The following is a 21334-nucleotide window of genomic DNA, read 5'->3' as shown; positions in this document are numbered from 1 at the left end:
TCAGCTCTCCCCTCGGGCTTGCGCGAGATCGACGCGGAATATCTTCACCAGCAGCGCGGCGATCGCCAGCACGCTGAGGAAGAGCACCACCGACAGCGCCGAGCCCATGCCGAGGTTCAGCAGCTCGATGGACTGCCGGTAGGTCAGGAAGGACACCGACTCCGTGTTGTTCGCACCCCGGGTCATCACGTAGATGTTGTCGAAGATGCGGTAGGCATCCAGGGCCCGGAACAGGACGGCGACCATGATCGCCGAGCGCATGTTCGGCAGGATCACCTTGTACAGCCGCTGCCACCACGTGGCGCCGTCCACCTTGGCGGCCTCGAGGGTGTCCTCGGAGACCTGGGCCAGGCCGGCCAGCAGCAGCAGCGACATGAACGGGGTCGTCTTCCAGATCTCCGAGATCATGATCGCGATCATCGACGAGCCGTAGCTGCCGAACCAGTCGAAGTTGTCCTCGACGAACGGCAGCCAGTAGTTCACGAAGCCGTTGTTGGCGCTGAAGGCGAACTGCCAGGCGAACGCCGAGACGACCGTGATGATCCCGTAGGGGATCAGGATCGACGTGCGGATCAGCCCGCGGGCGAAGATCACGCGGTGCATGATCAGCGCGAACGCCAGACCGATGACGAACTCGACCGCGACCGTGACGACCATGATCATCACGGTGTTGGCGGTGTCGCGCCAGAAGATCGGGTCGGTGAAGATTGCGCCGTAGTTGCTCAGCCCCACCATCTCCCGGTCGTCCGGAGAGGTGAGCCGATACTCGAACAGCGAGAGCCAGAGTGCCTGGAGCATCGGCCATGCGGTCACGAACAGCATCAGGATGACCGCCGGCAGCACAAGCTTCTGCCCGAGCCGGTTCTCGGCCTTCAGCCGGTCCGACTCGGCGTTCTTGGCCCTGCGGTCGGCCTTCCGGTCGACCTGGCGGTCGAGGTCCTCAGGGGGTGCGGTGTACGTGCTCATGTCACACCAACGCCTCTCCGTTGAGGACCGCCTTGATGAACTCCGCCGACTCCGACGGAGTGTTCTCGTTGACCTCGGTCGGCGGGTGCCACGAGGTCTGGATCGCCAGCGACATGTCGTTCCACACGGCGGACACTGGGCGAGGACCACCGGCGTCCAGCGACTCCGCGAACAGCTGCAGCAGATCGGCGGGGTATGACTCGGTCAGCTCGGGCGCCTCGTAGAGCGACAGCTTCGCGGGCATCAGGCCGTCGGTGGTCGCCAGGTCGATCTGCGACTGGTCGTCGGCCACGCACGCCGCGGCCTCGAGCGCGAAGTCGAGATCGTCGGACGCCGCGTTCACCCCGATGTCGATGCCACCGACCGGCGGGCGTGACTCCTGGCCTGCCACGGTCTGCGGGTAGCGGGCCCAGCCGAGATCCTCGATCTGCTCGTCCGTGTATCCCGCGCCCTTGTAGACGAAGGTCCAGTTCATCATGAACCCGCCGCCGTTCTGGAACAGGTACGGCAGCACGGTTCCCTCGTTCGCGTTCGTCAGGTCCGACTGCGCCGCGGGCGAGCTGGCCAGCATCTCGACGACGGCCGCTGCCTGCTTTCCGGCGTCCGAGTCGATCTCGATCTGGGCGTCGGCCCCGGCCTCGAGATCGGTCGCGATCTCGCCGCCGGCGCCCATCACGAGGGCGTTGATCCAGACGGCGTACGCCTCGTACTTCTTGGCCTGGACGCCGACCGTGCCGTCGTTCTCGGCCGCCGCGGTGATGATCTGCTCCCAGGTGACCGGCTGGCTCATGTCGAGCCCGGCCTGCTCCGCAAGCGACTTGGAGTACCACATCACCTGCGTGTTCGCCCACTGCGGGATGCCGTAGACCTTGTCCTCCCATTTCACAGTGTCCGCGATGCCGCCGACGACGTCCTCACCGACCGCCTGGTCCTCGTACTCCGAGGGAATCTCGGCGAGGAAGCCCGCGTTGGCGAACTCCGGCACGAAAACCGGATCCAGGCTCATCAGGTCGATCCCGGCGTCCTCTGCCGCCAGCCGGCGGGCGGCCTGCACACGCTGCTGGGAGGCGTCGGTCGGCAGCAGCTGGACGTCGATCGAGTACTCGTCGGTGCTGCATCGTTCGGCGGTCGCCCGGTTGGTCTGCTCGCCGTCCGGGTTGACGTACCACGTGAGTGTAGGTTTTCCATCGGCGGCGCTGCAGGCGGTGAGCGTCGCCGCCGCCAGGCCGGCCGCGATCATTGCGGCCGCCCTTCTGCGCGGCCGCGCCGTCTGCCGCGCGGTCCTCGTCGGTCGGGCCATGGGAAGTAAGCCTCCTTGTGCTGTGTCGCGCCCCACATACTTCCCCCGATTCGAACGATCGCGACAGAGGGAAGCGGCGCAATCCGGTTTCAGTTACCCAACCGTGACCGGAACTACCCGGCGCTAGCAACGGTTCCGGCAGACCCCTCTGACCTGGCATGATGCCTCGCATGGCGCTGCGCATCCTCGCCATCACACCGCCGCCCGGGCTGCTGACGCTGCCCTGGCACCTCCCGCTGGAGCAATGGGAGGGCGAGTTCGTCGCGGGCTTGCCGCGAGGAATCTCGCGGCATGTCGTCCGGTTCGTGCGGGTCGGGGAGGATGACGTCCTGGCCGTCAAAGAGACGCGGCCGTACTACGCCGACCGGGAGTACCGGCTGTTGCGTGACCTACGACGATTAGGTGAGCCGGTGGTCGAGCCGGTCGCCGTCGTCTCCGGACGCCGCGCCGCTGACGGCACGGAGATCGAGCCGGCGCTCGTGACGCGCCGACTGCCCTACTCACAGCCCTACCGCGAGATCTTCGCCCGCGGCGTAGATCCGGCCGTCGTCCCGCGACTGATCGACGGCCTCGTCGTCCTGCTGACCCGCCTGCACCTCGCGGGATTCGCGTGGGGTGACTGCTCGCTGTCCAACACGCTCTTCCGTCCGGCGGCCGGGGAGTACGTCGCATATCTGGTGGATGCCGAGACCGGCGAGCTGCACGACCAGCTCAGCGACGGGCAGCGCGCGTACGACATCGACACCGCGATCGGGAACATCTTCGCCGAGGTCATGGATCTGCAGGCCGCGGGCAGCCTCACGACCGAGGTCGACGCGCTCGAGGTCGCCGAGCGGTTGCGCGACCGGTACGACGAGCTGTGGCAGGAGCTCACCGCCGAGGAGGACTTCTCGACCGACGAGCTGTGGCGAATCGAGCAGCGTGTCGAGCGGCTCAACGCGCTCGGCTTCGACGTCGACGAGCTCGACATCGTCACCGACTGGGACGGCGCCACGGTGCGCATCCAACCCAAGGCCGTCGAGCCGGGATTCCACCGCCGTCGCCTGCAACGTCTGACCGGCATGACGATGGAGGACAACCAGGCGCGGCGGCTGCTCAATGACCTGGATGCCTACACCATGCACAACGACCTGCAGCGCGAGAACCGCGAGCTGGTGGCGCACCGGTGGCTGACGCGGATCTATGAGCCGATCGTGCGGATGGTCCCCGTTCACGTGCGCGGCGAGCTGAGCGATCCGGAAATCTTCCACGAGGTGCTCGAGCACCGCTGGCTGCTGTCGGAGCGGGCCGGTCACGAGGTCGATATCTTCGATGCCGCCCGCAGCTATGTGCGCGACCATCTACGACTCGATCCACTGGAGACGACGCTCACGATGCGTCCACTCGACGCCGACGGGACGTGAGGCGCCCGGCACTCACCGTCCTCGCTCACGATGCGGAAGAAGGGTCTGGTTGTCCGGCCCCGTCCGTGCCGCGATCAGCGGGCGCAGCCAGTGGCGAGTTGGGTAATGTTGCGCCAAACCGGACCCGAGGAGCGACCGTATGGCGGTGAAGATCCTGACGCGAGTCGGCATCTTCCTGCTGACACTGTTCGTGGCCTCGCTGGTGGTGTTCGCCTTCATGAACCTGCTGCCAGGTGATCCCGCCCGCGTCGCGCTCGGGCTGAACGCCGACGACGCCTCCGTCGCGGCGCTGCGGGAGAAGTTCGGGCTGAACCGGCCGTGGTTCGTGCGGTACGTCGAGTGGATCACCGGCATGATGCAGGGCGACTTTGGCCGCGCGTGGATCGGCGACTTCGACCTCAGCCCGCAGATCTGGGAGAAGCTCAACCGGACCCTCGTGCTGGTGCTGTGCGGGATGGTGGTCGCGCTGGTCATCGCCGTCCCATTCGGCATCGTCATGGCCGTGCGGCACCGCCGCCCGAGCGGAGCGGTCCTGTCGGTGATCTCGCAGATCGGCGTCGCGATCCCGGCGTTCGGGCTCGGCCTGATCCTGATCAACTACCTAGCGCTGCGCGTCGGCTGGTTCAAGGTCGGCGGATACACCGCGCCGCAGGAAGACTTCGTCATGTTCCTGCGCCAGATCACCCTGCCGGCGCTGTCGCTCGGGCTGGTACAGGGCGCCGTCCTCTCTCGATACGTGCGGTCAGCGGTCCTCGACGTCCTCAAGGCCGATTACATGCGTACCGCCCGCGCGAAGGGGCTCACGCCCTACCAGGCGATCATCCGGCACGGGCTGCGCAACGCCTCGATCCCCGTCGTGACAGTGCTCGGGCTGCAGCTGACAACTCTGCTGGTCGGCGCGGTCGTCGTCGAGCGGGTGTTCGTGATCCCCGGCCTGGGCGACATGCTGCTGACCGAGGTCGCCAACCGCGATCTGATCGGCGTCCAGTCGATCGTGATGGTGCTGGTGTTCATCACGCTGCTGATCACGCTGATCGTCGAGCTGCTGTACGTCTTCCTCGACCCCCGCCTGCGGAGCAACCGATGACCGCGACTGCCGCCATCAAGCCCCAGCGCCGAAGCCGGCTCGGCGAGCTGAACTGGAACCTGCTGATCGGCGGGTTCCTCGTCGGGCTGATCGTGCTCGTGGGCGTGATCTCCATCTTCTGGACGCCGTACCCACCCAACCTGAACTCGGTGACCGAGAAGTACGCGCAGTTCAGCGGCTCGCACTGGCTGGGCGGTGACATCTACGGCCGCGACGTGACGAGCCGGATCATGGTCGGGGCCCGGACGACGCTGCTGGTGGGCATCGTGGCCGTCAGCATCGCGGCCTGCATCGGCGTACCGCTCGGGATCTGGGCAGCAATGACCAAACGGCGGTGGGTCAGCGAGCTGGTAATGCGCGGCAACGATCTGCTGCTGGCCTTCCCCGCGCTGCTGCTGGCGATCATGCTGAAGTCCATCTACGGTGCCTCGACCCTGATCGCGATGGTGGCCATCGGAATCGCGACGATCCCGTCGTTCGCCCGCGTCGCTCGGGCAGGCACCTTGCAGGTGCTGCAGACGGACTACATCATGGCGGCGCGGGCCGCGGGGCACGGATCGTTCAAGATCGCGCTCAAGCACGTGCTGCGCAACATCGCCAGCGTCGTGATCGTGCAGGCCTCGGTCGCCTTCGCGATCGCGATCCTCGCCGAGGCGGGGCTGTCCTTCCTCGGCCTCGGAACTCCCCCGCCGAACGCCACCTGGGGCACCATGCTCTTCGACTCGCAGGCCGTTCTCTACCGGGCCCTGCGACTCGGGGTGGTGCCGGGCGTTGCGATCGCGCTCGCCGTGATCGGCTTCAACCTGCTCGGCGACGGACTGCGCGACAAGTTCGACGTCACCCTCTCGGAGGCACGATGAGCGCGCCCACCCCTCCTGCTGACACCCGTTGTAGTAAGCGGCGGGTGCTGACGGTCGAGAACCTGTGCGTCGACACGGCGAACTTCCGGCTGCTGGACGGCGTCACCTTCTCCATCGACGGCGACGAGCGCGTCGGGCTGATCGGCGAGTCCGGCTCGGGCAAGTCGGTGACCTCGCTGGCGATCATCGGCCTGCTGGCCGAGAACCTGTCGGCGTCCGGCCGCGTCGTCCTGAACGACGTCGACCTGATGGCGCTGCGCGAGAAGCAGCTTGCCGCGCATCGCGGCAAGGACGTCGCGATGGTGTTCCAGGAGCCGATGACGGCACTGAACCCGTCGATGAAGATCGGCCGGCAGATCGCCGAGACGATGCTGATCCACGACACCCAGCCCTCGAAGAAGACGGCGATGCGGGAGGCGGTGAAGCTGCTCGAGCAGGTCGGACTTCCCGACCCGGAACAGTCGGCCGAGAAGTACCCGCATCAGCTCTCCGGCGGGCAGCGGCAGCGGGTGGTGATCGCGATCGCCCTGGCCAACGACCCGTCGCTGCTGATCTGCGACGAGCCGACGACCGCGCTGGATGTCACCGTGCAGGCGCAGGTGCTCGACCTGATCCGCGAGGAGGCTGACCTGCACGACTCGGCGCTGCTGTTCATCACCCACGACCTGGCGGTGGTGGCGATGATGTGCCACCGGGTGCTTGTGATGTACGGCGGGTGCGTCGTCGAGGCCGGCACGGTGCACGAGGTGTTCGAGTCGCCGCGCCATCCCTACACGGCCGGGTTGCTGGCGTCGTCCGATCTGGACGAAGTGGATGAGGAGGGCAACCTGCAGGCGATTCCCGGCTCGGTTCCGCCGGCGGGGCGGTTCCCCGACGGCTGCGTGTTCCGCAACCGGTGTCCCAACGCGACCGACGAGTGCACCGTCGTACCGCCGTGGACGACACGCGATGGCCAGCCGGTGGACGCCGTCAGCGGCAACAGCGGCTACGCCTGCTACCACCCGATCGAGATGCCGCGATGAGCGCCGTCCTCTCGCGGCGGGTTTCACCCCGCTGCCTCCGGATGCGGAGAGCGTGATGGGCGAGCCGATCATCCGGGCCGCTGAGCTCACCCGCGAGTACCCGCTGCGGCGCACGTCGCTGTTCACTACGCCGGGTGTCACTCTCGGGCTGGACCACGTGTCCTTCGAGGTCGCCGCCGGCGAGCGCTTCGCCATCGTCGGTGAGTCCGGGTCGGGCAAGACCACGTTGCTGCGTATCCTCGCCGGGCTCGACGAGCCGACGTCCGGGGAGATCGAGGTCGCGGGCATCGACCTGTCGAAGAACGGCAAGCACGTGAATCAGCTGCGCAGCAAGCTGCAGATGGTCTTCCAGGACCCGATGAGCTCGCTGGACCCGCGGATGAAGGTCCGCGACATCGTGGCTGAGCCCCTCGACGCGCAGGGCATCTCGCATACGAGCGCCGACATCGACAAGCTGCTCGAGGACGTCGGCATCGACCCGTCGTACGCCGATCGCTACCCGCACCAGTTCTCCGGTGGACAGCGCCAGCGGATCTCCATCGCGCGGGCACTCGCGCCCAACCCGAGCATCCTGATCGCCGACGAGCCAGTGTCGGCGCTCGATGTGTCGGTACGCGCCCAAGTGCTGAACCTGATCAACAGGCTGGTACGCGATCGGTCGCTGACGCTGGTGTTCGTCTCGCACGACCTGTCCGTCGTCCGGCATCTGTGCCAGCGGGTCGCCGTCCTCAAGGAGGGCAAGCTGGTCGAGATCGGCGACACCGACCAGGTGTACGGCGACCCGCAGTCCGAATACACCAAGCGGCTAGTCGCCGCGATCCCGACCCTGCGCAGGTCGCTGGCCGGCGTCAGTACCGAGGATCTGCTCGCCTGATCACCTTAGTCATCGCCATGCGTCGATGGCAGGCCCTTGATGATCCTGGTCATGATCTGATCCGTTCTTCTTACGCCTTCGGCTGGTGACCGCCTTGTTCGGATCATAGGGAGCCGCCGCCGCGATCCCGGGTACCGCGAAGCCGGCGGCCCCCTACCAGCGAGTAACGGCCCGATCGGCGCGCGCGGCCGGGCAACTTTCGTGCGTCCAGCTGGTGGGCCGATATGTTGGCGGTCTGGTGCCGACGGGCGAGGGATGGTGGCCGTGACCGCGAACTGGGACGTCGAGGACGACGAGCTGATCGGATTCGTACAACAACTGGTGCGGATCCCCAGCGTGTACGACACCGACCCGCCGCACTCGGTCCAGAGCCCGCACACCGAGGCCGAGGCCGCCGAGGCGGTCGCCGGGAAGATGCGAGAGTGGGGCTGGGATCCGACCGTCGAGGACGTCGTCCCCGGCCGCCCGAACGTCGTCGCGGTGCTGGACTGTGGCATTCCCGGCCCGACGCTGATGTTCGAGGGGCACACCGACGTCGTGAGCCCGGGGTCTCACAGCGACTGGTCGTTCCCGCCGTACTGCGCGGAGATCCGCGACGGGCGGCTGCTCGGTCGTGGATCCGCGGACATGAAGGGCGGGCTGGCCGCCGCGATGTACGGCGTACGCGCGCTGCAGCTGCAGGGCGAGTTCCCCGGGCGCATCGTCGTCGCCGCGCTGTGTGACGAGGAGGGCATGATGCTCGGCGCCAAACACTTCGCCAAGCAGCCGCTGGCCAAGGAGATCGACGGCGTCGTCGTCTGCGAGCCCGAGGACTACGAGGTGTGCGCGGTCAGCAAGGGCGCGATCCGGCTGCGGGTCACGGTCTTCGGCAAGATGGCGCACGGCGCGATGCCCCAGCACGGCCGAAACCCGGTGCCGGTCGCTGCGCGGATGATCGTGCGGCTGGCCGAGCTGCAGGATCAGCTTCAGCAGCGCAACGGCACCCATGAACACCTCGGCGACGACTACATCACCACGACGATGATCCAGGCCGGAGATCTCGACCAGCTCAACGTGATCCCGGCGCGCGCAGTCTTCCTCTGCGACATTCGGACCACCCCGGCGGTCGATCACGATGACCTGCTGTTCCAGATCCGGCAGATCGTTGACGAGACCGCGCTCGAGTCGGACTGCAAGGCCGAGGCCGACGTCATCGACGACCGCCCGCCCGTCGACACCCCGATCGATTCCCCGGTCGTCTCGGCGTTGGTCCAGGCGCACGTCAACGTCGTCGGCTCACAGCCGGCGTACGGCGGCGTCCCCGGGACGACCGACGGCACCATCCTGGTACGTGACGCGGCGCTGCACAGCGTGGTATACGGTCCTGGGGATAAGTGGATCGCGCACCAGGCCGACGAGTGGGTCGGGGTGGACGACGTCAAGACCTGCGCCCGGGTGTACGCCGAGACCGCATCGATCTTCCTGAATGAGGCCAGGTAATGCCAGATTTCCCTGCAGGACTGCCGATTGGCGAGGCATGGGTCGAGCCATCGACGTACGCCGATGTGCTGTTTCCATACGACGGCTCGGTGGTCGGCCGGGCGCCGGTCGGATCGAAAGAACTCGCTTCGAAGGCTGTGGATATCGCTGTGGATGCGCGGCCGGCCATGGCTGCGCTGCCGTCCCATGTGCGTACCAAGGCACTGCGGCTGGCGTACGAACGGTTCGTCGAACGGCAGACGGAGATCGAGGATCTTCTGGTGCTCGAGACCGGCAAGCCGCTGGTCGACTGCCGGGTCGAGACGGCTCGCTCGGCGCTGACCCTCAGCACCGCGGCCGAGGAGGTGGCCCGGCTGCACGGCGAGACGGTGCCGCTGGACATGCTGCCGGCCGGCGAGGGCCTGATCGGCTTTTGGACCCGGCGTCCGATTGGGGTCGTCGTCGGCATCACCGGCTTCAACTACCCGGTGCTGCTGGCCTGCCACAAGCTGGCGCCGGCCGTCGCGGCCGGTTGTCCGGTGATCCTCAAGCCGCCGCCGCAGGCCCCGCTGGCCACCCTGTGGCTCGTGCACCTCATGCGCGAGGCGCTGGTAGAGGCGGGCGGCCCAGCGTCCGGCATCCAGCTCGTCTCCGGCGGGCCGGAGGTCGGCGAGGCGCTCACGACCGACCCGCGCATCGGGATGGTGTCCTTCACCGGGTCCGCCGGCGTGGGTCACCAGATCGCCCGGGCCGCCGCCCCGCGCAAGGTGGTGCTCGAGCTGGGTTCGAACGCAGCCCTGGTGGTGGCCGCGGACGCCGATCTCGACGCCGCCGCGGACGCCGTCGTACGAGGCGGGTTCTACGCCAACGGCCAGGCCTGTATCTCGGTGCAGCGGGTGCTCGTCGAGGAGCCCGTCGCACAGGAGTTCACATCGAAGGTCATCGATGCGCTGGACCGGGTGGTGGTCGGTGATCCACGGTCGGCCGACACCAGGGTGGCGCCGCTGATCGACGCAGGCTCCACCGAACGGGTGCAGCAGTGGGTCGACGATGCTGTCGCCGCGGGCGCGACTGTGCTCGCGGGCGGATCGACCGACGGTCGCGTCGTCCGCCCCACCGTGCTGAGCGACGTCCCCGGTGATGCTCAGGTGTGGCGTGAGGAGGTGTTCGGGCCGGTGGTGTGCCTGAAGACCGTTCCCGACCTGCCGTCGGCGTACGACGAGGTCAACGACTCGCGCTACGGACTGCACTGTGCGATCTACACCTCGTCGCTGCAGACCGCGTTCGAGGCGATCGAGCAGATCGAGGCCGGCGGGATCGTGGTGAACGAGGTCCCGGGATTCCGCTCGGACATCGCGCCGTACGGCGGGGTCAAGGACTCGGGCATCGGTCGCGAAGGTCCGCGCTTCGCGATCGAGGAGATGACCGTGACCCGGATGGCGACCATCCGGCCCGCGCCTTAGACGGGGCCGCCGGTTACGGTGAGCACCATGACCCAGGTCGAGTACGCGGCCCTGCTGCGCGGAGTCAGTCCGACGAACGCGCCGTCCGCCGAGCTTCGCGCAGCCTTCGAGGCGGCGGGCTTCGACGAGGTCAGCACCGTGCTGGCCAGCGGCAACGTGCTGTTCCGCGCGGGACGCCGGTGCGCCCCCGCCACCGTTCGCCGACGTGCGGAGCGCGCGCTGGAGGAACGTCTCGGGCGCACCTTCCTGACCATCGTCCGGCCGGTGGACGAGCTGCGCGCGCTCATCGCGGCCGATCCGTGGAAGGACTGGCCGCTGGCCGACGGCGCCAAGAAGGTCGTCACCTTCCATCTGTCCGAGCCTGCCGAACCGCCGCCGCTGCCCGTGGTGCACTCCGACGGGACAATCCACGACCTGCGGGGAACCGAGTCGTTCTGCAGCTATGTGCCGGGCCCACGCGGCGGCGCCTTCATGACGGTCATCGAGCGGACCTTCGGCAAGGAGGTCACGACCCGTACCTGGGACACCGTCCGCCGCCTTGCGCGGTAGCGGGGCGCCGCTGATCTACCGCTGCTGATCGACATCGCCGCCGCCGGTAACGTCCGTTCTCCGTCGTACGGCGGAGGCGTCGGCGTGGGCCGATTGCATAGGGTCAAACGCATGCCCACCCGTCGTCGCCCCGATGCGCGGGCTGCGCGCATCGACCTGCTGCTCGCCGCAGCATTGGCCGGCGTCGGCGCCCTGGTCGCGCTGCTGTCCATCAAGGCGAATCTCCTGGAGCCCCAGCCGGTATGGGTGCCCCTTCTCGCCTCGTGCGCGCTCGCCGTGCCCATCGCCGTTCGCCGGCGTTGGCCGGTCCCAGCGATGCTCACGCAGGCCGTGATCTACATCGCCGCCATGGAGCTCGGCGTCCTCGAGTTCTACGCCTCGCAGGTCTGCCTCTTCGTCGGGGTGTACGCCGTCGGTGCGTGGGAGACGAATCGCCGACTGGCGTTCGGCAGCCGGCTGCTCATCGTGCTGTCAATGGCCGCCTGGTTCGTGATCGGCGTACTGCGCCATCTCGACGACCCACAGGTGGCAGCGGACCGGTCGGGGTACGTCGCCTTCGTGGCGATCCAGCTGATGATCAACGCGGCGTTCTTCATCGGCGCCTGGCTGTTCGGAGATCGCGCGTGGCGCGACGCGCTCGCCCGCGCCGACCTCGACCGCGCGCACGGCGAGATCACTGCCCAGCAGGTGCAGCTGGCCGAGCAGGCGGTCGGCCTGGAACGCGTGCGGATCGCCCGCGAGCTGCACGACGTCGTCGCGCATCACGTCTCGGCAATGGGCATCCAGGCAGGCGCGGCGCGGCGGGTGCTGGAGTCCGACCCCGACCGCGCCGCAGCCATGTTGCGCACCGTGGAGCAGTCCGCCCGGGAGGCCATCGGCGAGCTACGCACGATGGTCGCCGCGCTGCGCAACGACTCGGCGTCCGAGGAGGGACCACCGCCCACTCTCGATGACCTCTCGTCGTTGCTCGATGCGGCTCGCTCCACCGGTCAGCAGGTCACGTTCACGACGGTCGGTGAGCGGCGCGCGTTGTCTCCCGCGGTCGGGCTGACGATCTACCGGGTCACCCAGGAGTCGCTGACCAACGCGCGAAAGCACGCACGACCGAATGCCGCGGTCGACGTCCGGCTGCGTTACACGGCCGCGGACGTCGAGGTCGAGATCGCCGACGACGGCCTGCCAGCAGCCACCGCAAGCGGACCCGCTCAACCCGTGATTCAACCGAGCACCCCGACACCCGGCGGAGGGCTCGGGCTCGTCGGTATGCGGGAGCGGGTGATCGCGCTCGGCGGCGAGCTGGAGGCCGGGCCGCGCTCCCGCGGCGGTTGGCTGGTCCGCGCCGCGATCCCGGTGCCGCAGCCGTCCAGCAAGCCGACCGACCCGGCCGACCCGGCCAACCCGGCCAACCCGGCCAACCCGGCTGAGCCTGGCCCGCGCGGGCCAGGCGATGACGCACGAGCGACGAGGGAAGTCCATCCATGACGCGAATCCTGCTGGTCGACGATCAGGCGCTGGTGCGAGCGGGCTTCCGCACCATCCTGGAGTCCGAGCCGGGTTTCCAGGTCGTCGGGGAAGCAGCCGACGGGCAGGAAGGGGTCCGGCTCGCGAGCGAGCTCCGGCCCGACGTCATCTGCATGGACGTGCAGATGCCGGTGCTCGACGGGCTGGCCGCCACCAGGCAGATCTGCGCGGGCGACAGCACGGGCTCGGTGCTGATGCTGACAACCTTCGATCGTGACGACTTCCTGTTCGAGTCACTGCAGGCCGGGGCCAGCGGCTTTCTGCTGAAGACCGCCGAGCCGGAGCAGCTCATCGACGCCGTCCACGCGCTTGCCCGCGGTGACGCGCTGCTGGCGCCGTCCGTGACCCGCCGGGTGCTGGAGCGGTTCGCCGTCCCCACACGGCAGGAGCAGGTACCTCCATCACCCGAGGCACTCGATGAGCTGACCGAGCGGGAACGCGAGACCCTGCTGCATCTCGCGCAGGGCCTGTCGAACGCCGAGATCGCCGCCAAGATGTACGTCGGCGAGGCGACCGTGAAGACCTATGTGTCGAGCATCCTGAGCAAGCTCGCGATCCGCGACCGGATTCACGCCGTCATCTGGGCCTACGAGCACGGCGTCGTCCGGCCCGGCGGCTGAGCTCCGCTCCCTCTCACGGGGGAGAGGGATTCTGGCCGCGCGGGGGAGTCGGCCGGCCCGACCGGCGCCCTAATGTCGAAGGCATGATCGAGCTACATGAGGTCAGCCGTTCGTTCGGCGACCGCAAAGTACTGGACGACGTTTCCTTCAGCATCGCGCCCGGCCGGATGACCGGTTTCGTGGGCGGCAACGGCGCCGGCAAGACGACGACGATGCGGATCATCCTCGGCGTCCTGAGCGCCGATTCGGGCAGCGTGACCGTCGACGGCGAGCCGATCACCGCCGACTACCGCGCGGCCATCGGCTACCTCCCAGAGGAGCGCGGCCTCTACCCCAAGATGCGCATCGACGAGCAGCTGGTCTACCTGGCACGGCTGCACTCGATCCCCGCCCCCGCGGCCAAGAAGCGGGCGGCCGAGCTGCTCGATCTGCTCGGCCTCGGTGAGCGCGCGAAGGACGACCTCGAATCGCTCAGCCTCGGCAACCAGCAGCGGGTCCAGATCGCCGCCGCCCTCATGCACAACCCGCAGGCGCTGATCCTCGACGAGCCGTTCTCCGGACTCGATCCGCTCGCTGTGGAGACGCTGCTCGGCGTCCTGCGCGAGGTCGCCAACGCCGGAGCACCTGTCCTGTTCTCCTCGCACCAGCTCGAGGTCGTGGAGCGGCTGTGCGACGACCTTGTGATCATCGCCGACGGGCGGATCCGCGCAGCCGGCGAGCGCGAGACGCTGCGTCGCGAGCACTCCCGCCCGGAGTGGGTGCTGGAGTCCACCGCCGACCTCGGCTGGCTTCGGGAGGCCGGCGTCCAGGTCATCGAGTTCGACGGCGGGCACGCCCGCTTCGTCGCCGAGACGCAGGACGAGGCCGACCGCGTCCTGCACGCCGCGATCGAGCGCGGGTCGGTCACCCGTTTCGCGCCGCACATCCGTCCACTGACCGAGATCTTCCAGGAGGTCGTTCGATGAGCACCGTCACTCCCACCACTGCCGACGGGATCGCGTCGGCCGCCCCAGGCCCGGACGACGAGATGCCACGCGGCCGGCGGGTCGCGTTCTGGCCGGCCGTCGCGGTCGTGGCTCAACGCGAGCTGATGGTCAAGCTGCGCTCCAAGGCCTTCCTCGTGTCGACCGCCATCACGCTACTGGTGGTGATCGCCTCCGTCGTCCTCACCTCGATCGGGCCGAGCCTCTTCGGCGGACCGACGTCCGTGGCAGTCACCAGCCAGACCGAGCAGGTCGTGAGTGCCCTGGACGACGTCGAGACCACGGTGGTGGACTCCGACGAGGCCGCGCGGGACGCCGTCCGCGACGGGACCGCGGACGCGGCCGTGCTCGGCAGCTCCGACGCCTCGGGGCTCACCGTCATCGGTGACCGGACGGCGCCCGACGACCTGGTGCAGGCGCTGTCGATCGCACCGCAGGTCGAGCTGCTCGATCCCAACGCGCCCAACCCGGTGGTCACCTACTTCATCGGCTTCGGGTTCGGGTTGGTCTTCTTCATGGCCGCGATCATGTTCGGTCAGGCCGTTGCGCAGTCGGTGGCCGAGGAGAAGCAGACCCGGATAGTCGAGATCCTGCTGGCCGCCGTCCCGGCCCGGGCGATGCTCGCGGGCAAGGTGCTCGCGGCGTCCCTGCTGGCCTTCGGCCAGATCGCGCTGATCGCGATCGCCGTCTTCGTGTCGGCGATGCTCACCGACAACACCGTCGTGCTCGACGGGCTCGCTGGGCCGCTGATCTGGTTCGTCGTCCTGTTCGTGGTCGGCTTCATCATGATCTCGGCGCTGTTCGCTGCGGCCGCCGCGCTGGTCTCGCGGATGGAGGACCTGCAGTCGACTGCGAGCCCGGTGATGATGCTGGTGATGCTCCCCTACTTCCTGGTGATCTTCTTCAACAACAACCCGACGGTGCTCGCCGTGATGTCGTACATCCCCTTCTCGGCGCCGGTTGCCGTACCGATGCGGCTGTACATCGGGACGGCGGCGTGGTGGGAGCCCTTCGTCGCGCTGGCGATCATGCTCGCGACGACGGTCGGCATCCTGTGGTTCGCCGCGCGCACCTACGAGCGGTCGCTGCTGAAGACCGGCAAGGTGATCCGCTGGCGCGACGCCCTCCGCGCCTAGCCCCCGACCCGATTCTGGAACGTAGTGCTCGCTGAGCGGGCGCTACGTTCCAGGATCGGGGGCGGGTTCACCGCGGCGGCGATCGTGGGAAGATGGTCGGCATGCCTGTAAACATCCCGCATGATCTCCCCGCGCGCGCCGTGCTCGAGGCGGAGAACATCTTCGTGATGTCCGACGAGCGGGCGAGCCATCAGGACATCAGGCCGTTGAGGATCGCGATCCTGAACCTGATGCCGCTGAAGATCGCGACCGAGACCCAGTTGCTGCGGATGCTCGGCAGCACCCCGCTGCAGGTCGAGGTCACCCTGCTGCACATGGCCAGCCACGAGTCGCGCAACACTCCGCCGGAGCACCTGCGTGCCTTCTATGCAACCTGGGACGACATCCAGCAGGACTACTTCGACGGGTTGATCATCACCGGCGCACCCATCGAGAAACTTCAATTCGAGGACGTCGACTACTGGCCCGAGATGGTCAAGATCCTCGACTGGAGCCGCGAGCACGTCTACTCCACCCTGCACATCTGTTGGGGCGCGCAGGCCGCGCTCTACCACCAGTACGGCGTCGACAAGTTCGAGCTGCCCGCGAAGACCTTCGGCGTCTTCGACCACCAGGTGCTCAAGCCGACAGCGAAGCTGGTTGCCGGGTTCGACGAACGGTTCGCGGCGCCGCACTCGCGGCATACCGACGTCCGGGTCGAGGACGTCGAGGCGACCGGCAAGATCGACGTGCTCGCCGTCAGTGAAGAAGCCGGCCCGTTCCTATTCGCGACCCCTGACGGACGACAGATCTTCGTCATGGGGCACCCGGAGTACGACCGCGACACCCTTGAGCGCGAGTACCGCCGCGACATCGATGCGGGCATGCAGATCGAGCCGCCGAAACACTACTTCCCGGACGACGACCCGGCCAAGCAGCCGGTGATCCGCTGGCGCGGCCACGGCTCGCTGCTCTACGCGAACTGGCTGAACTACTGCGTCTACCAGGAGACGCCGTTCGACCCGAGCACGATAACCCGGGAGCAATAGCCCACCGCGCACGCCCGCCCTTGCAACCTGCGGTGGGTTATGACTCGATATAGCGAGTCGAAACGTACCGAAGGTGGAGGTTTTCATGTTCTCGAGCGAGGATCCGACGGCGGCGCCCGCGTCGTACGCCGGGCTGTTCGACCTGACCGGCAAGCGCACGATGGTGGTCGGCGGTGGCTCGGGCATCGGCCGTGAGGTCGCGCGAGGCCTGGCCGAGCACAATGCACAGGTCGTGGTCGCCGACCGCGACCTCACGGCTGCGGAGCAGACGGTACGTGAGCTGCATGGGCTCGGGGAGGCGGTCGAGCTCGACGTCCTGGACACCGCGCAGATCGAGGACGCCGCCTCCACGCACCCGGACCTCGACGCCCTGGTATTCACCGCGGCAACCAATGTCCGCAAGCGCATCGTCGACTACACCGCGGAGGAACTCGACCGGGTCCTCGACCTGAACCTGAAGGCGACCTTCCACCTCGTGCGCTGCTTCGGCGCCGCGATGGCACAGCGACCCGGGGGCGGGTCGATCATCGGGTTCTCGTCAATCCGTGCGGTGGCCGTCGAGCCGGGGCAGGCAGCGTACGCCGCGACGAAGGCCGGGATGGTGCAGATCCTGCGGACGGCGGCCGCCGAGCTCGGGCCCCGGAAGGTGCGCTGCAACGCGATCGCCCCAGGGGTGGTGACGACGCCGCTGACCCAGCAGATCCGCGATGTGCCGTCGTGGAACGATGCCTACGCACACAAGTCCGCGCTCGGCCGGTGGGCTGCCCCGCACGAGATGGTCGGGGCCGCGATCTACCTGGCCAGCGACGCATCAACGTTCGTCACCGGGTCGGTGCTGTACGTCGATGGCGGGTGGACGGCGATCGACGGGCGCTTCGAGCCGCCGAACTAACCCCTGGCGCTAGTTGCCGCTGGTGCCGCCGCCGAAGTCGACGTTCTCTTCCTCGAAGCATTTCGCGCCGACCTCGGTCAACACGTCAACGCCCTCGTCGCTCAGATCGTCGCCTCGGCCTTCCGCCAACAGATCGGTGTCCATGTCGACCAGCGCGTCCTTGTCGTCGTCCGACAGCCGATCATCGAGCTCGGGCGCCATGCACTCGGCGACGGCTTCGGCCTTGTCATCGGCCAGACCGGCCTCCTCGAAGGCACTTTTGAGCGTGTCCTCGATGTCATCGGTACTCGTGCCGCACGCCGACATGCTGAACACGGCGCCGGCCGCGACGAGGCCGGCGAGACTCTTACGGATGATCGCGGTCATTTGACAGCTCCTCACGAGATCGTTGACCCCAGTCATACCCCATGGCGCAGCGGCCTACACCGCCCGGCCACACCGCCCGGCCACACCGTCCGGCCGAACGGCACGAACGGCGACGCGCCGGTACCCGATGGGCACCGGCGCGTCGAGAAGCCAGGAATTAGGACGGCGCAGAGCCGCCGGTCTCTCCCGTGACCGCCTCGCCGCACTCGTTGAAGATCTCGTCGAGCTTCTCCTCGTCCTCGCTGGAGATATCCGGGACGTCGTTACCAACGATGTCCTTGGTGTCGAGGTCCATGAACTTGTCGAGGGTGTCGGAGGACAGCTCGTCCTCCATCTTGGGTGCCGCGCAATCGGCAACCTGCTTTGCCTGCTCCTCGGGCAGCCCGACGCTGCTGTACATGTCCATGAGCTTGTCGTTGATCTCGCCCTCGCTAGGCTTTCCCCCGCAGGCTGCGAGGGCGAAGGTGGCGAGACCGATGAATCCGGCGCCGAGGGTACGGCGTACGGCGAGGTTCTTCATAGGTGGGGCTCCCATGCATGAGGATCACTCTTGGCAGTGATCATGTCGATGACCGACATACGACGGCGCGCGGTGCCGTACCGTTCCTCCGAGCTCGAACGCCCCGCATGACCCGCACCACTATGGTTTCTGCATCACCGCCAAAGGAGGTCGCCATGGCCGTCCCCGCCACACCCGCGCCGGAACCGGACCGATGGTTCGATCAACCGCCCCTTGCCGGCGAGCACGTCACGTTGCGTCCGCTGCAGCAGCCGGACGCCGACGAGTGGCTGGGAGCACTCGGCGATGAGCGGACGGCGTCCGAGCTCTGGCGCTGGATGCCGGTGCCCCGGCCGACCACACCCGAGCAGGCGCATCAGGTAGTCGCCGACCATCTGGAACGGCAGCAGGCCAGAAAGTCGGTGTGCTTCACGCAGATAGACAACGACTCGGGTCGTCTGGTCGGGCTCACGACGTATTACGACATCGACCCGGCGCTGCGGACGCTGGCGATCGGATGGACCTGGATCGCCAAGCCGTTCTGGTCCAGCGGGATCAACCCCGAGGCCAAGCTGCTCCTGCTGCGGCGCGCGTTCGACGACCTGGGCGCGGCGCGCGTCGTCTGGCACGTCGACATCTACAACGAGCGCTCACTGGCGGCGGTGCTGAAGCTCGGCGCGGCGCGTGAAGGCGTCCTTCGCAAGCACCGGATCCGTCCGGACGGCACGTGGCGCGACACGGTCCAGTTCTGCATGACCGATGACGACTGGCTGGCCGCGCGTCCTCGCCTCGTGGATCGCCTCGAGTCCATCGGCGAATAGCGGTCGCCAGACCGCAGGACGGACGCGGGTGCCCCCGGCCGTAGGCTATGAGCCATGTCTGACCTGTCGACCCCAGATGAGCTGTGGCAGCGCCTGCAGGAGCACACCGAGGCGGTCGAGCGCCGCGCAGCGAAGGACTCCTCTTTCGACAAGTACGAGGTGCTCGGCATGCACGCCGACGTCCGCCCATATCTGGAGAACTGGGGCGCCTACAACCTCGAGCAGCGGGTGGCGATCGCCGAGGCAGTCAACTACCTGACGGACGTCCACGACTCGTTCAACGACGCCGGCGCCGACGGGTACGACGACGACCGTGCGCTGCTGGCGCAGCTGCCTGGTCGCATCCAGGAGCTCGAGAACCCGCAGTAGGCGGCTACGGGCGAACCACGATGAATGGCCACGACCGGGTCCGGTGCAGTCGGAACGCTCGGCACGATCGCGCTTGGTGGCAGTCGTGGGCTAGCGCGAGCTTCATCTCAGGTCCTCGGCCACCATACGGGAGACGACCTCCGCGAACTCGACGGTCGGCCTCCACCCCAACTCTGCTCTGGCGCGGGTGGCATCGGCACGGAGCTCGGTAGCATCCCTCGGCCGGACGAATCGCGGATCGACCCGCACGTGCCGCTCCCAATCCATGATGCCGGCGGCCTCAAAGGCGGCCGCCACGAAGTCGCGCACGCTGTAGGAACGGCCGGTGCCGATCACGACGTCCATCGCCTCGTCGTGGGCTGCCGCACGGAGCATGGCATCGACGTAGTCGGGGGCCCAGCCCCAGTCGCGTCGCGCGTCGAGATTGCCCAGCACGAGCTCGTCGCTCTCGCCACGGGCAATCGCAGCGACCCCGCTGGTGATCTTGCGGGTCACGAACGACTCCGGACGCCGGGGCGACTCGTGGTTGTAGAGGATCGCCGAGCTGGCATGCAGCCCATGCTGGCGGAAGACTCTGCACGCATGGTGTGCCATTGCCTTGGCGGCGCCGTACGGCGATAGCGGGGCGATAGGGGTCGACTCGTCCTGCGGGCTGGTGGCCGGCTCGCCGAAGAGCTCCGCACTGGATGCCTGCACGAAGCGGACATCCCTGCCGGTGCGGCCCTGTAGGTCGAGCGCCGCCGACATGAGTGCGATGGGGGCCAGGCCGCTGACCTCAGCCGTCAACACCGGGTGCTCCCACGAGTAGGCGACCGAGGAGATGCCCCCGAGGTTGTAGACATGATCGGGCTCGACGGTTTCGATGAGCGCTGCGAGCGCCGGCCGGTCGGCGAGATCGCCACGGTGCAGGACGACCCGATCGTCGATCTCGAGGTGCGCGTCTTCGTCCCGGGCCAGCCCGTGCACCTCCCAGCCCTCGCTGAGAAGGCGCTCGGTCAGGTAGTAACCGTCCTGACCGTGCACCCCGGTCACCAGTGCCCGTGGCATGTGACTCATCCCTTGGCGACGGCTCGAAGGTCCGACTCGACCATCATCTCGATCAGGCCGCGGAAATCCACCGTCGGCTCCCAGCCGAGCGCCTCACGAGCCTTGCTGGCGTCGCCAACGAGGATGTCGACCTCCGCAGGACGCATGTGCTCCCGATCCTGGTCGACGTACCGCTGCCAATCCCCCAGGCCAGCCGTCTCGAACGCGACCTCGAGCAGCTCGCGGATCGTGTGGGTCTCACCGGTGGCGACGACGTAGTCGTCGGCTGTGTCCTGCTGCAGCATCCGCCACATGGCTTCGACATAGTCTCCGGCAAAGCCCCAGTCCCGGCTGGCATCCAGGTTGCCCATGACCAGGCGATCCTGTAATCCTGTCTTGATCCGGGCGACCCCCATAGTCACCTTGCGGGTGACGAACTCCGGCCCACGACGCGGAGACTCATGGTTGAAGAGGATCCCGGATGAGGCATGCATGCCGTAGGACTCGCGGTAGTTAATGGTCATGTAATGGCCGTAGACCTTCGCCACGCCGTACGGCGAGCGCGGCCAGAGAAGGGTGGTCTCCTTCTGCGGAGTCTCGTGGACCTTGCCGAACATCTCCGAGCTCGATGCCTGGTAGAAGCGCACCTTGCCCAGGTCATCACCGGCGTAGATGCGGATCGCGTCCAGGATGTTCAGCACGCCGAGCCCGGTCACCTCGCTGGTGATGCGGGCGTTGTCCCAGGAGTACTTCACGAAAGACACGGCACCGAGGTTGTAGACCTCGTCGGGTTGGCTGGCATTGAGCGCGCGCAGCAGGCTCGGCACGTCCGTCAGGTCACCCGTGTGCAGCTGGACGTCGGGTACCTCGCGGCGGACGATGCTGCGCTTGGGGTTGTTCTGGCCGCGGAGCAGGCCGTGGACCTCGTACCCCTTCTCGAGCAGCAGCTCGGAGAGGTAAAGGCCGTCCTGACCAGTGATGCCGGTAATGAGCGCTCGTCTCACGCACTCCCCCTTTATCGTCGCAGAGAAACGACCATCAGATAGCCCATCGAAGCCTGTACGGAGTGTGTGCGATGGCCGGATGAGCAG

At 67.8% G+C, this 21334-nt stretch carries 22 protein-coding genes; 16 read left to right on the top strand and 6 right to left on the bottom strand.

Annotation, left to right across the window (positions count from 1 at the left end; translation table 11 throughout):
- Both DAA40_RS15960 and DAA40_RS15955 read right to left on the bottom strand, forming a co-directional pair.
- Entirely contained in the window at positions 1–966 is a 966-nt protein-coding gene (locus tag DAA40_RS15960) for a carbohydrate ABC transporter permease (RefSeq protein WP_106850761.1), read from the bottom strand.
- Position 967: 1 nt separating this feature from the next.
- The gene (locus tag DAA40_RS15955) at positions 968–2266 is read right to left on the bottom strand and encodes an extracellular solute-binding protein (RefSeq protein WP_106850760.1); all 1299 of its coding nucleotides are present in this window, start codon (positions 2264–2266) and stop codon (positions 968–970) included.
- 170 nt (positions 2267–2436) lie between these two features.
- On the opposite strand from DAA40_RS15955, the gene DAA40_RS15950 reads away from it, so the two are divergent.
- From DAA40_RS15950 to DAA40_RS15885, 14 genes are all read left to right on the top strand, one after another.
- On the top strand, positions 2437–3669 hold the full coding sequence (locus tag DAA40_RS15950) for a DUF4032 domain-containing protein (protein WP_106850759.1): 1233 nt from the start codon (positions 2437–2439) through the stop codon (positions 3667–3669).
- 139 nt (positions 3670–3808) lie between these two features.
- Positions 3809–4756, top strand: coding sequence for an ABC transporter permease (locus tag DAA40_RS15945; RefSeq protein ID WP_106850758.1), 948 nt, complete (start codon positions 3809–3811; stop codon positions 4754–4756).
- Positions 4753–5616: an ABC transporter permease gene (locus DAA40_RS15940; RefSeq protein WP_106850757.1), complete on the top strand. Its 864-nt coding sequence runs from the start codon at positions 4753–4755 to the stop codon at positions 5614–5616. The genes DAA40_RS15945 and DAA40_RS15940 overlap by 4 nt, the downstream gene beginning before the upstream one ends.
- Positions 5613–6638, top strand: a complete 1026-nt coding sequence (locus tag DAA40_RS15935; protein ID WP_106850756.1) for an ABC transporter ATP-binding protein — start codon at positions 5613–5615, stop codon at positions 6636–6638. Before DAA40_RS15940 ends, DAA40_RS15935 begins: the two co-directional genes overlap by 4 nt.
- A 55-nt stretch (positions 6639–6693) precedes the next feature.
- Entirely contained in the window at positions 6694–7512 is an 819-nt protein-coding gene (locus tag DAA40_RS15930) for an ATP-binding cassette domain-containing protein (protein WP_106850755.1), read from the top strand.
- Between the two features lie 264 nt (positions 7513–7776).
- Positions 7777–8991 carry a M20 family metallopeptidase gene (locus DAA40_RS15925; RefSeq protein WP_199849857.1) on the top strand — a complete coding sequence of 405 codons (1215 nt, stop codon included), beginning with the start codon at positions 7777–7779 and terminating at the stop codon, positions 8989–8991.
- Positions 8991–10433 (top strand): aldehyde dehydrogenase family protein, encoded by a 1443-nt coding sequence (locus DAA40_RS15920; RefSeq protein ID WP_106850753.1) that lies wholly within the window; start codon positions 8991–8993, stop codon positions 10431–10433. Before DAA40_RS15925 ends, DAA40_RS15920 begins: the two co-directional genes overlap by 1 nt.
- A 27-nt stretch (positions 10434–10460) precedes the next feature.
- Positions 10461–10982, top strand: coding sequence for a DUF1697 domain-containing protein (locus tag DAA40_RS15915; protein ID WP_106850752.1), 522 nt, complete (start codon positions 10461–10463; stop codon positions 10980–10982).
- Between the two features lie 111 nt (positions 10983–11093).
- Positions 11094–12464, top strand: coding sequence for a sensor histidine kinase (locus tag DAA40_RS15910; protein ID WP_106850751.1), 1371 nt, complete (start codon positions 11094–11096; stop codon positions 12462–12464).
- Positions 12461–13123, top strand: a complete 663-nt coding sequence (locus tag DAA40_RS15905; protein WP_106850750.1) for a response regulator transcription factor — start codon at positions 12461–12463, stop codon at positions 13121–13123. Before DAA40_RS15910 ends, DAA40_RS15905 begins: the two co-directional genes overlap by 4 nt.
- A gap of 83 nt (positions 13124–13206) precedes the next feature.
- Positions 13207–14088, top strand: coding sequence for an ABC transporter ATP-binding protein (locus tag DAA40_RS15900; RefSeq protein ID WP_106850749.1), 882 nt, complete (start codon positions 13207–13209; stop codon positions 14086–14088).
- Positions 14085–15242 (top strand): ABC transporter permease, encoded by a 1158-nt coding sequence (locus DAA40_RS15895; RefSeq protein ID WP_106850748.1) that lies wholly within the window; start codon positions 14085–14087, stop codon positions 15240–15242. The genes DAA40_RS15900 and DAA40_RS15895 overlap by 4 nt, the downstream gene beginning before the upstream one ends.
- A 101-nt stretch (positions 15243–15343) precedes the next feature.
- On the top strand, positions 15344–16270 hold the full coding sequence (gene metA / locus DAA40_RS15890) for a homoserine O-succinyltransferase (RefSeq protein WP_106850769.1): 927 nt from the start codon (positions 15344–15346) through the stop codon (positions 16268–16270).
- A gap of 85 nt (positions 16271–16355) precedes the next feature.
- Positions 16356–17162: an SDR family NAD(P)-dependent oxidoreductase gene (locus tag DAA40_RS15885; protein ID WP_106850747.1), complete on the top strand. Its 807-nt coding sequence runs from the start codon at positions 16356–16358 to the stop codon at positions 17160–17162.
- Between the two features lie 9 nt (positions 17163–17171).
- On the opposite strand, the gene DAA40_RS15880 is transcribed toward DAA40_RS15885, so the two are convergent.
- A complete protein-coding gene (locus DAA40_RS15880; protein ID WP_106850746.1) occupies positions 17172–17528 on the bottom strand; it encodes a hypothetical protein in 357 nt (118 codons plus the stop codon).
- A 157-nt stretch (positions 17529–17685) separates the two neighbouring features.
- Positions 17686–18063 carry a hypothetical protein gene (locus tag DAA40_RS15875; RefSeq protein WP_158716482.1) on the bottom strand — a complete coding sequence of 126 codons (378 nt, stop codon included), beginning with the start codon at positions 18061–18063 and terminating at the stop codon, positions 17686–17688.
- Positions 18064–18203: 140 nt separating this feature from the next.
- Between DAA40_RS15875 and DAA40_RS15870 the strand changes: the two genes are divergently transcribed.
- Positions 18204–18848 (top strand): GNAT family N-acetyltransferase, encoded by a 645-nt coding sequence (locus DAA40_RS15870; protein WP_199849856.1) that lies wholly within the window; start codon positions 18204–18206, stop codon positions 18846–18848.
- A 54-nt stretch (positions 18849–18902) separates the two neighbouring features.
- Entirely contained in the window at positions 18903–19217 is a 315-nt protein-coding gene (locus tag DAA40_RS15865) for a hypothetical protein (protein ID WP_106850743.1), read from the top strand.
- Between the two features lie 102 nt (positions 19218–19319).
- Here the strand turns inward: DAA40_RS15865 and DAA40_RS15860 are convergent, their stop codons facing one another.
- Positions 19320–20264, bottom strand: a complete 945-nt coding sequence (locus DAA40_RS15860; RefSeq protein ID WP_199849855.1) for a GDP-mannose 4,6-dehydratase — start codon at positions 20262–20264, stop codon at positions 19320–19322.
- A 5-nt stretch (positions 20265–20269) separates the two neighbouring features.
- Entirely contained in the window at positions 20270–21247 is a 978-nt protein-coding gene (locus tag DAA40_RS15855) for a GDP-mannose 4,6-dehydratase (RefSeq protein WP_106850741.1), read from the bottom strand.
- Between the last annotated feature and the right edge of the window lie 87 nt (positions 21248–21334).

It is taken from the genome of Blastococcus sp. Marseille-P5729, from assembly GCF_900292035.1.
Classification (GTDB): domain Bacteria; phylum Actinomycetota; class Actinomycetes; order Mycobacteriales; family Antricoccaceae; genus Cumulibacter.
Note: the sequence above shows the minus strand (reverse complement) of the source record. Positions and strands in the feature narration are given on the sequence as shown.